The 12,401-nt window shown below is 69.6% G+C and carries 11 protein-coding genes; 8 read left to right on the top strand and 3 right to left on the bottom strand.

Annotation, left to right across the window (positions count from 1 at the left end; all coding sequences use genetic code 11):
• Positions 1–247 precede the first annotated feature (247 nt).
• From IRT45_RS31850 to IRT45_RS31870, 5 genes are all read left to right on the top strand, one after another.
• Positions 248–2,653: an AAA family ATPase gene (locus IRT45_RS31850; protein WP_228535668.1), complete on the top strand. Its 2,406-nt coding sequence runs from the start codon at positions 248–250 to the stop codon at positions 2,651–2,653.
• Complete coding sequence (locus IRT45_RS31855) at positions 2,638–3,057, top strand: hypothetical protein (protein WP_194809502.1); 420 nt, start codon at positions 2,638–2,640, stop codon at positions 3,055–3,057. Before IRT45_RS31850 ends, IRT45_RS31855 begins: the two co-directional genes overlap by 16 nt.
• Positions 3,058–3,081: 24 nt before the next feature.
• Positions 3,082–3,495 carry a YchJ family protein gene (locus tag IRT45_RS31860; RefSeq protein ID WP_194809503.1) on the top strand — a complete coding sequence of 138 codons (414 nt, stop codon included), beginning with the start codon at positions 3,082–3,084 and terminating at the stop codon, positions 3,493–3,495.
• 144 nt (positions 3,496–3,639) lie between these two features.
• Positions 3,640–3,912: a SelT/SelW/SelH family protein gene (locus tag IRT45_RS31865; protein WP_036504585.1), complete on the top strand. Its 273-nt coding sequence runs from the start codon at positions 3,640–3,642 to the stop codon at positions 3,910–3,912.
• 58 nt (positions 3,913–3,970) lie between these two features.
• Positions 3,971–5,539 carry a carboxylesterase/lipase family protein gene (locus IRT45_RS31870; protein ID WP_194809504.1) on the top strand — a complete coding sequence of 523 codons (1,569 nt, stop codon included), beginning with the start codon at positions 3,971–3,973 and terminating at the stop codon, positions 5,537–5,539.
• Between the two features lie 6 nt (positions 5,540–5,545).
• On the opposite strand, the gene IRT45_RS31875 is transcribed toward IRT45_RS31870, so the two are convergent.
• The 3 genes from IRT45_RS31875 to IRT45_RS31885 form a co-directional block, all read right to left on the bottom strand.
• Positions 5,546–6,850, bottom strand: coding sequence for a cytochrome P450 (locus tag IRT45_RS31875; RefSeq protein WP_375540177.1), 1,305 nt, complete (start codon positions 6,848–6,850; stop codon positions 5,546–5,548).
• A 100-nt stretch (positions 6,851–6,950) separates the two neighbouring features.
• Positions 6,951–7,667 (bottom strand): TIGR03089 family protein, encoded by a 717-nt coding sequence (locus IRT45_RS31880; RefSeq protein WP_194809505.1) that lies wholly within the window; start codon positions 7,665–7,667, stop codon positions 6,951–6,953.
• Positions 7,655–9,082 (bottom strand): LCP family protein, encoded by a 1,428-nt coding sequence (locus tag IRT45_RS31885; protein WP_228535676.1) that lies wholly within the window; start codon positions 9,080–9,082, stop codon positions 7,655–7,657. The genes IRT45_RS31880 and IRT45_RS31885 overlap by 13 nt, the downstream gene beginning before the upstream one ends.
• A gap of 293 nt (positions 9,083–9,375) precedes the next feature.
• Between IRT45_RS31885 and rfbD the strand changes: the two genes are divergently transcribed.
• The 3 genes from rfbD to IRT45_RS31900 all read left to right on the top strand — a co-directional run.
• On the top strand, positions 9,376–10,239 hold the full coding sequence (rfbD, locus tag IRT45_RS31890) for a dTDP-4-dehydrorhamnose reductase (protein ID WP_194809506.1): 864 nt from the start codon (positions 9,376–9,378) through the stop codon (positions 10,237–10,239).
• A 119-nt stretch (positions 10,240–10,358) separates the two neighbouring features.
• Positions 10,359–11,270, top strand: a complete 912-nt coding sequence (locus IRT45_RS31895; protein WP_309241247.1) for a glycosyltransferase family 2 protein — start codon at positions 10,359–10,361, stop codon at positions 11,268–11,270.
• A gap of 61 nt (positions 11,271–11,331) precedes the next feature.
• Positions 11,332–12,401: sugar phosphate nucleotidyltransferase (locus tag IRT45_RS31900; RefSeq protein ID WP_062995279.1), on the top strand; the 1,070-nt coding region annotated here is incomplete at its 3' end.

Here is a 12,401-nt window from a genome sequence, read left to right on the forward strand (position 1 = left end):
ATCCCGTGGCGCGGAATGTCATTGCAGAATCAAGCACTGTTGTGGTTGATCGTGATCTCTGGCATTCTGATCTGTTCGGTTGAACCGAGCCACCCGTGAGGGGTGTAACCCGTGGAACTGCCCGGCCGGGACGGCCGAGGGGTGGACATCGGGCGGTTCGACCGTTCGATGGCCATGCGTCCCGCCCGGGCCGGTTCTCCGGTAGCGTTCGCCACGACGAGTCGTGCGCGAGTGCCGGGAGGGGCAGTTGGGGCAAGAGCAGGGGGAGGTCGCGCCGCGCCTGCGTGAACTGGTTTCGGCACGGCTGCAGGCGGATCCGGCGGTGAGCCCGGAGGTAGCGCAGACGGTGCTGGCGGCGCTGGGGGAGTCCGTCGAGGAGAGCGCCGCCGGGCCGCGGTCCGGAGTGTTCCTGCGCGCCGTCCGTGTTCGCGGCTTCCGCGGGATCGGCGGCGAGGCGGTCCTGCGCATCGCGCCCGGCCCCGGTCTGACACTCGTGGTCGGTCGCAACGGGTCGGGCAAATCGAGTTTCGCCGAGGCCGCGGAACTGGCACTCACCGGCGTCAATCGGCGCTGGGAGGGCAGATCTGCGGTCTGGCGCGACGGCTGGCGAAATATGCACTGCGACAAGCCCCCTCGGATCGCCGTCGACCTCCTCGCGCAGGAACGAGGCCCGTTCACGATCACGCGCACGTGGGCGGAGGGCGACGAACTGTCGGCCGGTAGCTGGACGGAGCGCGAAAATGACAGCGACAGTGCCGAATTCCGCCCGGAGGACTGGGCGCGTGCCCTGGAGCTGTATCGGCCGTTCCTGTCCTACAGCGAGCTCGGCGCGGTGGTCGACGGCCGTCCCAGCGATCTGTTCGACGCCCTGCACCGGCTGCTCGGGCTCGACGACGTCAGCGCCGCACTGGATCGGACGCGCACGCGCCGAATCGAATTGGAACGCGCCGCGAAACAGTCCCGGGACGGCCGGCAGGCCCTGCTGGACGAACTGCTCACCGTCGCCGACGAGCGTGCCGAGCGGGTCGCCGAGATGTTGCGCGCGCCCGCGCCGGACCTGTCCGCGGTCGCCCATGAACTCGCCGGTGCCCGCCACGACCCCGGCGGTGTCGCGGCACTGCAGGCTGTCGCACGCCTGCGCATCCCGGCTTCCGCCCAGGTCGAGTCGGCCGCCGAGGCGGTCGAGCGCGGCACCGCCGAACTGCTGGAGCTGGCGACCGGAGATCTGGACGCCGAACTCCGCGTGGTCGACCTGCTGCGTGGCGCTCGTGAACACGCGGAGGACGGTGAATGTCCGTGCCCGGTCTGCGGCCACGGCCGTCTCGACGCGCGATGGCAGCGAGAGGCGACAGCCCGGATCGAGGCCGTCGAGCGGCGCGCCGCAGTGCTCACCACCGCTCGGGCCGCGCTGGGTGAGGCGATCGCCGCGGCCCGGGCCCTGATCGAACCCGTTCCGCCGGAACTGGAATCGACCATCGCCGCGCCCAATATCGATCCCGTGGACACCCGCCGCGCCTGGACGAGCTGGTCCGCCCTGCTCGAGGTCGAAGCGGGCGCCACCCTGGCGGCCCGGATGCGCGGCGCGCACGCCGAACTCGCGGTGCGGCTGGAGGTGTTGCAGCGAGCCGTGCACAAGGAACTCGATCGCATCGATGCGGTCTGGACGCCGCTGGTCCCGCGCATCGCCACCTGGCTGCACGAGGCCCGGCTGGTCGCCGCGGCCGACGCCGAGCTGCGTACCGTCCGCCGCGCCGAGGACTGGCTGAAGTCGGCCGCCGCCGGCCTGCGCGACGAACGCCTCGCCCCGCTGGCCGAGCACGCCCGGCGCATCTGGGGCGGGTTGCGTCAGCGCAGCAATGTGGATCTCGGCGCGATCCGGCTGCAGGGCAACGCCGGAGCCAGCCGCAAGGTGCTGCTCGACGTCACCGTGGACGATTCCGGCGCGGCCGCTCTCGGAGTGATGAGTCAGGGCGAATTGCATGCACTGGGCCTGGCCCTGTTCCTGCCCCGAGCCACGGTGGCCGAAAGCCCGTTCGGATTCGTCATGATCGACGACCCGGTGCAGGCGATGGATCCGGCGAAGGTGGACGGACTCGCCCGGGTGCTGGCGGCGGTGGCGCGCAGCGGACGCCAGGTGATCGTCTTCACCCACGACGAGCGGCTGGCCGAGGCCGTGCGCCGATTGCGTTTGGACGCAACGGTTCTCGATGTGCAGCGGCGCGAGCATTCACGGGTGGAGGTGCGCGCGGTCGAGGATCCGGTGCAGCGCTACCTCGGCGACGCGCGGGCCCTGCTGCGCACCAGGCAGTTGCCCAAGGCGATCGCGACCGAACTGGTCATCACCTGCTGCCGATCGGCGATCGAGGCGGCCGCATTGGCCCGCGCCCGGCGTGAACTACTGGCCGCCGGCATCGATCATCGTGAGGTGCAGCGCCGCGTCGATCGGGCGCGCACCACGTGGGAGACGGTCGCCCTGGCGGTCTTCGGTGTGCCGGACCGGGTCGACGATCTGAACGACTATCTCGACCGGGAGGCGCCGTGGGCCCGCGCGGTGGTGCGCGATGCGACCGCCGGCGCGCACATCCGCATCCAGCGCCGCTCGGGCGATCTGATCTCGGGGACGAAGAGATTCGTGACATGGCTGAATCCGTGAGTCCGACCGTGGCCCAGCGCTTGGCGGCGGCCGCGGAACTGCTCGACGGCACGGTCACCGATGCGGGCGGCCTGTGGTCGCGGGCGACGGTGTGGATCCTGCGCATCGCGCTGGAACAGTCGGTGGACCGGCTGTGGGCACGGGTGTCCCCGTCGTTGGCCCGGTGCAGTATGCGTGCTCAACTGCTGGCGCTGGACAGTTGCGCCGGTCCCGAACTCGCGGGCCGGGTCGGCGGACTGTGGGCGACGCTGTCGCGGGCCGGCCATCACCTCGACTCCGAACCCGCGCCGACGCTGCACGAACTGCGCGACTGGTACGACGAAACCGCTCGGCTGGCCGAGGAACTCGACCGCATCGGCCGAGCGGATGTACCCGCCGTGTTCGGCCGCCGCCGGAACACGTGAATTCCGGGCGGCGATAATCGTGCGATGGCCGAGACCTTTCCCGAGCGCCCGGGCGACACCGACCGCTGTCCGTGCGGTAGCGGTGAACAGTTCGGGCAGTGCTGCGGCCCGCGCCTGGACGGCACCCGCCCGGCGCCGACCGCCGAAGCGCTGATGCGGTCGCGCTATACCGCCTTCGCGGTCGGCGATCGCGACTATCTGCTGCGGACGTGGCATCCACGGACCCGGCCGCGGCGCCTGGCCCTGGATCCGGCGCAGCACTGGATATCGCTGCAGGTCTTCGGTACCGAAGCGGGTGGCCTGTTCGACGACACCGGCGTGGTCGAGTTCCGCGCCACCTACCGGTACGACGGCAGGCGCGGCGTACTTTCCGAGTGCAGCAGATTTGCTCGTATCGACGGCCGGTGGGTGTACGTCGACGGAGATATCGAATCGTAATCGGCTCGTAAAGAGTTGCCAGTGCTCTCCCACTACCATTACGGCAATACATTTCCGATTAGAACAGATAGCGAAGGAGTTGCCTACAAGGTGGACGGTCGCGCGGTGACGACCGGGAATCCGGTCCCTCACTAGGGTCACCGCATGGCACGAATCGCGATCGAATACTGCACGCAATGCCGGTGGTTACTGCGGGCCGGATGGATGGCTCAGGAACTGCTGAACACCTTCGGCACCGACCTCGACGAGGTGGCGCTGATCCCCGGAACCGGCGGAGTCTTCCGCATCACCGTCGACGGTGAGCAGATCTGGGAGCGCCGAGCCGACGGTGGCTTCCCCGATATCGCCGGACTTAAACAGCGCGTGCGCGACCGCATCGATCCCGACCGCGACCTCGGCCACATCGATCGAGGCTGACGCGGTACGAATGATCTCGGACGTACTCTCGGTTACAGGGAGTACGAGGAGGTGCGAGATGAGCACTCAATTCTTCGAGGCGACTCCGGTCGAGGACACTGCCGGACCCATCGCCCACACGACCAGCGGTGCGGTCCGCGGATTCCGTACGGGATCCGTCCACGTATGGCGCAGCATCCCGTATGCCGCGGCGCCGGCGGGCCCGAAGCGGTTCGCGCGGCCGGAACCGCCCGAAGCCTGGTCGGGAGTGCGTGACTGCACCGAATTCGGCGAGATCGCGCCGCAGACCATGGGCGATATGGTGCCCGTGGACTCGGGGTTGCGCACGGGTGAGGACTGCCTGTGGGTCAATGTGTGGGCACCGGCCGCCGAACCGGTGCAGCCGCGTCCGGTGATGGTCTGGCTGCACGGCGGCGCCTACTGTCTGGGCACGGCCGCGCAGGCGATCTACGACGGCCGCCGGATGGTCGAGACGGGCGACGTGGTGATCGTCGCGGTCAACTATCGGCTCGGCGCGCTCGGTTTCCTCGACCTGTCCTCACTGGGCGACGGGTTCGTCGCCAATCTCGGCCTGCACGACCAGATCGCGGCACTGGAATGGGTGCGCGACAATGCCGCCGCCTTCGGTGGTGATCCCGGTAACGTCACCGTCTTCGGCGAATCCTCCGGCGCGGGATGTGTGACGGCCTTGCTGACCTCGCCGCGGGCCGCCGGCCTGTTCCACCGCGCCATCGCACAGAGTCCGCCGGCCACCACCGTCTTCGGTCCCGACCGGGCCGCGGGGGTGGCGAGCCGTTTCCTGGAATTGATGGACCTGCCGCCCGAACGCGCCCGGGAACTGCTGGAATGTCCCATCGAGCGGATCGTGGACGCGGCCGGCGTCCTGCTCGACGAGGTGCCGCTGCAGTCGCCGGGACGCCTGGCCGCGGCGCCGGTCGTGGACGGCGATCTGCTGCCCACCTATCCGACCGACCGCTTCCAGCAGGGCCGTTCGCATCGCGTACCGCTGATCATCGGCACCAACAAGGACGAGGCGTCGCTGTTCCGGCTGTTCCGCTCGCCGATCATGCCGGTGACACCCGATGCGGTGAACGCGATGCTCAATGCCGTCGCCGGGGAACATCCCGGGCTCTCGCACGAGCGCATCGCCGAGATCACCTCCGCCTACCCGGATCTGGCCAAGACGCGCGGCGCGCTGGCGATGTCGACCGATGCGGCGTTCCGGATGCCGGCGCACTGGGTCGCCGACGCGCATTCCCGGCACAGCCGCACCTGGATGTATCGCTTCGATCAGGCCACGCCGATGCTGAAGGCCGCGCGCGTCGGCGCCGGCCACGCCACCGAATTGCCGTACATCTTCGGCAATTTCGGGTCCTTCGATCATGATCCGACCTTCTGGCTGGGCGGTCGCAAGGTCGCGAGCGAGGTGTCGGGCCGGATGATGCGGCGCTGGCTGGCCTTCGCCGAACACGGGGTTCCTGCCGCGCTGGACGGCTCGAAGCATTGGCCGCCCTACCGCGAATCCACCCGCACGACACTGGTCGTCGACGCCGTGGACGGGGTCCTCGACGATCCCGATCACGATTTGCACACCGCCTGGGGTGACCAGGCGGTCGGCTTCAGCTGAGCCGGCTCAGACGCTGCTGGGCTGCTCGGCGCGCTTACCGAGCAGCACCGGCAACCGGCTGTAGCCGTGCAGGGTGAACAGCGGGCGACGCTCCGGGCGACCGGCCAGCACGAGATTCGGGAACCGTTCGAACAGCGACCGCAGCGCGTACGTGCCCTCCATCCGGGCCAGGCTGGCGCCCAGGCACGCATGGATGCCGCTGGAGAACGTCAGGTGATCCTTGGCGTTGGCGCGCGTGACGTCGAAGCGGTGCGGTTCGGCGAACACCTTCGGGTCGCGATTGGCACCGGACAGCGACAACACCACCGTGCTGCCCTCGTGCACCGTGATACCGGCCAGCTCGACCTCACGCCCGGCGATGCGGCCGGTGTTCTGCACCGGTGCGTCGAAGCGCAGAATCTCCTCGATCGCGTTGGGCCACAGCTGCGGATCCTCGCGCAGCCGGTTCAGCTGATCGCGGTGGTTCACCAGCTGGACGACGCCGTTGCTGATCAGATTGACCGTGGTCTCGAATCCGGCGCCCATCAGCAGTGTCGCCGAGGCCTTCAATTCGGTGTCGTCCAGCGTGCCGGAACTCACCAGTCCGGACAGGATGTCCTCGCCCGGTTCGCGGCGCAGCCGCGCGATGTGCTCGTCGAGGTAGTGGTCCATCTCCAGGATGGCCGCCGACGCCCCGCGGGTGGTGCGCCAGCTGATGCCGATATCGAGCATCGGCGAGACGGCGTCACCCCAGGCCAGGAAGCGGTCCCGGTCGGCGTCGGGGAAACCCAGCATCTCGGAGATGATCGCGATCGGCACCTGGGAGGCGAAGTCGGCCACCAGATCCGCCGAACCGCCGGAGGGCAGGGCGTCGAGCAGTTCCGTGGTCACCGATTCGACGCGGTCGCGCAGCCGGGCGATCGCGCGCGGCGTGAATGCCGAGGCCACCGGTTTACGCATCCGGGTGTGGTCGGGCGGATCGATCACCAGCATCGACGGCGGCTGCACCGGATTGGGCGGCAGCGTCGCCAGATCCATCAGCGGCCGCAGCGGTCCGGGCACGAAACCCTCGGCCGCCGCGACCTTGAAGGTGGTGTCGCGCAGGACGGTACGGACCAGCTCGTAATCGGCGGTCGCCCAGCCCAGGGGCGAGTGCACCAGCCGTCCCTGGGCGCGCAGGGATTCCAGCAGCGGTATCGGATCCTGGACCGCCTCCGGGCTGGACATCAGTTTCGCCAGGGTCTCGCCGCGCCGGGCATAGGTCTTCAAGGCCAGCCGCGGCGTGCCCTGTACCACCAACCACCGAAACCAGTACTGCGGCTTCATCGCCATCCCCGTTCGTCGTCCGGTTCGCTGACACCCACACTACGGAGTAGCCGGCGTGCCGGAAACGGACTGCGGGTGGATCGCCGTGCCCTACCCGGGTAGGAGATCAGGACCGGCGCGCGGTGACGCGTTCGGTGCCGATCCGGTGCTCGAGCCGAGCCGGATCGAGGGCGGTCACCTGCACCAGCGAGGCTCCGGCCGCGTACACCGCGAGCAGTCCGTCGATCAGGTGGCCGGGGGTGTCCCAGTCGGTGGTCGACAGCACCCGGTCGCTCGCGCCGAACCCCTGCCGTTCGGCCGAGGCCCGGGCCGCTGCCACGGTCTCGGCGACCGTGGCGCCGTCGAGGGCGGCGCCCGCGCCCGCCGGGTGGAACTGGTCGCCGTGCCCACGCACCGACGTGGCGTAGTCGGTGATGCCGACCGGCAGGTCGGCGACCGGCATACCCATCGGATCCAGCGACAACGCGGCCACCTCGGCGATATCACCGGCCTCGTCGATGCGCGCGGCCGAGACCAGCGCGAGTTCGGCGTCGGCGTCCGGTCGCAGCACCACCTCGGTGCCGGCCCACCAGCAGCCCAGCAGGACCGCGGCGGTCTGCCAGTGCGCGGGCAGCAGCACCGACACCCGCGCGCGCGGAGCGAGGCCGAATTCGTCGCGAATCATATTGGCGGTCTTGGCCGCCCAGTTCGCCAGCGTCAGCCCGGACAGTTCGATGCGGGCGCCGGTGCTGTCGTCGTAGTGGGTGATCCGCGGCGCCGCGGCGTCGCGGGCGAGGATCGGGCCGAGCAGGGCATCGGTGAGAGTGTCGTTCAGTTCACGCATTTCGGTCCGTTCTGGCCGGCGTCGATGGGAGGCGCGGGCGGCACCGGTGTCGCGGTGCCCGAAGCCGGCGAGGTTCCGGACATGTCGAACAGACTGCCGGCCGCCGAGCCCGGACCAGAGTAGTCATCGGCGAGCACCACCCGCACCGCACCCTCCGGCCCATCCGGTTCGGCGACCACGGTCAGGCCGCCGAGCGCCTCGGCGACCGCCTTGGCCTTGGGATCGGAACTCGAGGCGGCGAGTACCCGGCTGCTGCGCACCGGCGCACCCGGCCAGTTTCCGACGGTCGCGGTGTGAAAACCCTTGCCGGTCAGCGCCTGTGCGACCTGGCCGGCCAAACCGCCGGTACTGCCGGCGTTGTAGACGTCGGCGGTGACCGAACTCGGCGCCGCCGCGCGGTCGTCGTCGTGATCGTCGGTGGTGGCGCCGACCGCCGCCGCGACATAGGACTTCACCGATTTCGGGTCGACCTTCACCACCGATTCGCCGTCGGCGGTGGTCCCGTCGAGATCCTGCACCGGAATGGTCTCGAAATTCACCTTTCCGCCGGACAGATCCTGCAGCTGATGCATGAACGCCACCACATCCCAGTCCTCGTCGAGCACGATCGTGCGCCCGACGGCATCGCCGAGTTCGCGCAACTTTCCGGGATTGGCGAGAATTCGGGCGTTGAGGGCCTTGTTCACCAGTGAGGCCATGAACACCTGCTGGCGCACGATGCGATCGAGGTCGCCGCGCGGCAGATCGTGGCGCTGGCGCACGAAACTCAGTGCCTGCGCCCCGTCGAGCCGTTGCTGTCCGGCGGGGAAATCCGCACCCGAGAGCGGTTCGTCCACGGCGTTGTTCAGGCAGACGTCCACCCCGCCGACGGCATTGGTGAGCAGTACGAATCCGAGCAGGCCGACCTCGGCGTAGTGGTCGACGGTGACCCCGGTCAGATTGGCGACCGACTTGATGAGTGCCTGCCGGCCGGCCTGAGTGGACTTCTGCTCGATCTGGGAATCCGAGAGGCCCTGCGCCGCGAATTTCTGCCGCGCGTTCTCCTTGGTCGCGCCGTAGGCGGAGTTGATCTTGCCCTTGCCGATACCGGGGATGTCGACATAGGAGTCGCGGGGAATCGAGATCGCGGTCGCCGACCGGCCGTCGTTGGGCACCCGGACCAGCACGATGGTGTCGGTGTTGGTGCCGACCTCGTCACCGGCGTGCAGCATCGCCCGTTCCTGATCGCTGAGCGGATTGCCGTGCGCGTCGGTGCGGCTGTCGATACCGACCATCAGGATGTCGACCGCACCGTCGTGGCCGCCGCCGAGGCCCAGGTTGCCGATCCGCTCGATGCCCGAGATCAAGGAATCCACGCTGTGCCAGCCGAAACCGGTGACGATGAACACCACCGCCGCGGCGGCCGCGGCGAACAGCCGCCCGGGACGATTCGCCCCGGGACTCGCATTCGGGCGGACGCCGCGAGCTCGCGGGACGCGGCCGCCGGGCAGTGGTGCTCCGGCGCCGCGGGGCGGCGACGACGCACTTCTGTTCTGCGGCACTCCATATTCCTTTTCCACGCTCGATCGACCCCCGTTCGAGAATCTGCCCGCGTAGCCCACCGCCTCCGATGCCGGTGGCGTACCGGGGAGTTCCCGGATTCGAGGCTATCCAACCAGTGCGCCCGCACCGCTGAACCGCTGTTGGCGTGGCGTGCCAGACTTGCCGGATGAGTCCCGATTCCCAGTCCCGGCTCGTGATCACCGGCGCCGGCGGACAGCTCGGCCGGGCGTTGCGTACCGCGGCGCCCGCGGCCCTCACCCTGGGGCGTGCCGATCTCGACATCACCGACGCCGAAGCCGTGCGTGCCGTCGTTCGTCCGGGCGATGTGGTGCTCAACTGTGCCGCCTACACCGCCGTCGACGCCGCCGAGTCCGAGCACGACGCGGCGTACGCGGGCAATGTCACCGGGCCGGCGGTACTCGCGGCCGCCTGTCGCGTGGCCGGCGCGCGACTGATCCACATCTCCACCGATTACGTCTTCGACGGCACCGCGTCGGATCCGTACGAGCCGGACGATCCGACCGGCCCGGCAAGTGTGTACGGCCGTACCAAACTGGCCGGTGAGCAGGCCGTGCTCGGCGAGTATTCGCAGGCCACCATCGTGCGCACGGCGTGGGTGTACACCGGCGACCGCGGCGATTTCGTGGCGACGATGCGACGGCTCGAGGCCGAACGCGAGACGATATCGGTCGTCGACGACCAGATCGGATCGCCCACCTACGCACCCGATCTGGCGCGGGGGCTGCTGGAACTCGTTGCGCGGCAGCCGGTTCCGGGTGTGTTGCACGCGAGCAACGCGGGCGCGGTCAGTCGCTTCGGGCTGGCGCGGGCGGTGTTCGCCGAACTCGGGGCCGATCCCGAGCGGGTGCGGCCCTGCGGTACCGCCGATTTCCCGAGTCCCGCGCGGCGCCCGGCCTATTCGGTGCTGTCGAATCGGGCATGGGCGCAGGCCGGTCTCACGCCGCTGCGGGAGTGGCGGGCGGCGCTGGCCGATGCGCTGGCTCGGCTGTCGGACCGCGGGAAACCGTGATTGTTGCCGGGTGAGCCGGCGCGCGTGAGCCGCGACGCCGGCCGTCAGTCTGATAAGGCCCTGTGGGTGGTTGTGCTCGGGTGCCTACTCCGGCCTCTCACCCATTAGGCTGGCCTTCCGTGAGCGCTTCGGATTCAGCCCCTTCCGCGGACCGTACCCCTCAGCTGGCGGTGGTCACCGTAACCTATTCGCCGGGCGAGCATCTCGACCACTTCATCAGCACACTCGCGACCGCCACCGCGGAGAAACCGCAGGTGATCCTCGCCGACAACGGCTCGACCGACGGCGCTCCCGAGCTGGCCGCGGAGTCCAACGAACATGTCACGCTGTTGCGCACCGGCGGCAACATCGGGTACGGGGGCGCGGTGAACCGGGCGGTCGCCGAACTCGATCCCGATATCGAGTACGTGATCATCGCCAATCCGGATGTGCGCTGGGGCACCGATTCCATCGATCACTTGCTGGCCGCCGCCCGGCGCTGGCCGCGCGCGGGTGCGCTCGGGCCGCTGATCCACGAGCCGGACGGCAGTATCTATCCCTCCGCGCGGCGGGTGCCCGGTCTGCTCGACGGCGCCGGCCACGCGATCCTCGGCACGATCTGGCCGGGTAACCCCTGGACGCGGCGGTACCGGCAGGAGAACGAGGAGATCGCCGAGCGCACGGTCGGCTGGTTGTCGGGGTCGTGCCTGCTGGTCCGGCGCGACGCGTTCGACAGCATCGAAGGCTTCGACTCGCGCTACTTCATGTACATGGAGGATGTCGACTTCGGTGACCGGATGGGCAAGGCCGGCTGGCGCAACGTCTTCGTGCCGACTGCCGAGGTCACCCATGCCAAGGGGCACGCGGCCGGGCGGCATCCGGAGACCATGTTGCCCGCCCATCACGCCTCCGCCTATCGTTTCCAGGCCGACCGCCATCCGCACTGGTGGCAGGCCCCGCTGCGATGGGCGTTGCGGGCCGGACTTGCGATTCGCTGCAAACTTGCGGTTCGATCTGCGCTGCGCGAGCGCGACCGTGAAGCGCAGCGATAACGCGTGGACCGAACCTGAAAAAGGGGAAGACTGATGCCGGACAATTCGGGAGGGAGCGGGCGTGGACACCGCAACTGACGCCGTGATCCTGGTCGGTGGCCAGGGCACCCGGCTGCGCCCGCTGACGCTCTCGGCGCCGAAGCCCATGCTGCCGGTCGCCGGTCTGCCGTTCCTGCACCACCTGCTGGCCCGGATCGCCGATGCCGGCATCACCCATGTGGTGCTGGGCACATCGTTCAAGGCGGAGGTCTTCGAGGAACATTTCGGCGACGGCGCCGAACTCGGCCTCGACCTCGAATACGTCACCGAGACCGAACCGCTGGGGACCGGCGGCGGTATCCGCAACGTGCTGCCGAAGCTGCGCGCCGACAACGTGATGGTCTTCAACGGTGACGTCCTCGGCGGGGCCGATCTGGGGGCCGTGCTCGACACGCACGCCTCGACCCGTGCCGATGTGACCCTGCATCTGGTCCGAGTCGGTGATCCACGCGCTTTCGGATGCGTGCCCACCGACGAGACCGGCCGGGTCACCGCCTTCCTGGAGAAGACCCAGGACCCGCCGACCGACCAGATCAATGCCGGCTGCTACGTCTTCCGTCGCGAGTACATCGAGAAGATCCCGAGTGGCCGTCCGGTATCGGTCGAGCGCGAGGTGTTCCCGTCGCTGCTGGCCGAGGGCGCCCACATCCAGGGTCATGTCGACGCCTCGTATTGGCGCGATATGGGTACGCCCGAGGATTTCGTGCGGGGGTCCGCTGATCTGGTGCGGGGGATCGCGCCCTCGCCGGCGCTGCCGGGTCAGCGTGGGGAATCGCTGGTCCACCCCGGTGCCGGTGTCGCGCCGGGTGCGCTGCTGATCGGCGGCACGGTCGTGGGGCGCGGCGCCGAGGTCGGCGCCGGTGCGCGACTCGACGGTGCGGTGCTGTTCGACGGCGCCCGTGTCGAGGCCGGGGCCACCGTGGAGCGCTCGATCATCGGATTCGGTGCGCGTATCGGGCCGCGGGCGTTGGTCCGCGATGCGGTGATCGGTGACGGCGCCAGCGTCGGCGCCCGCTGCGAACTGCTGCGCGGCGCCCGCATCTGGCCGGGCGTGGATCTGCCCGACGGCGGGATCCGCTTCTCCACCGACGT

Origin of the sequence: Nocardia sp. BSTN01, assembly GCF_015354405.1 — a bacterium.
In the GTDB taxonomy this organism is placed as follows: Bacteria; Actinomycetota; Actinomycetes; order Mycobacteriales; family Mycobacteriaceae; genus Nocardia.

What these genes read in the sequence shown, in the direction of transcription:
- IRT45_RS31855 (WP_194809502.1), top strand. Translation starts at nt 2,638, where the DNA reads ATGGCTGAATCCGTGAGTCCGACCGTGGCCCAGCGCTTGGCGGCGGCC.
- IRT45_RS31860 (WP_194809503.1), top strand. Translation starts at nt 3,082, where the DNA reads ATGGCCGAGACCTTTCCCGAGCGCCCGGGCGACACCGACCGCTGTCCG.
- IRT45_RS31865 (WP_036504585.1), top strand. Translation starts at nt 3,640, where the DNA reads ATGGCACGAATCGCGATCGAATACTGCACGCAATGCCGGTGGTTACTG.
- IRT45_RS31870 (WP_194809504.1), top strand. Translation starts at nt 3,971, where the DNA reads ATGAGCACTCAATTCTTCGAGGCGACTCCGGTCGAGGACACTGCCGGA.
- IRT45_RS31875 (WP_375540177.1), bottom strand. Translation starts at nt 6,850, where the DNA reads ATGGCGATGAAGCCGCAGTACTGGTTTCGGTGGTTGGTGGTACAGGGC.
- IRT45_RS31880 (WP_194809505.1), bottom strand. Translation starts at nt 7,667, where the DNA reads ATGCGTGAACTGAACGACACTCTCACCGATGCCCTGCTCGGCCCGATC.
- rfbD (WP_194809506.1), top strand. Translation starts at nt 9,376, where the DNA reads ATGAGTCCCGATTCCCAGTCCCGGCTCGTGATCACCGGCGCCGGCGGA.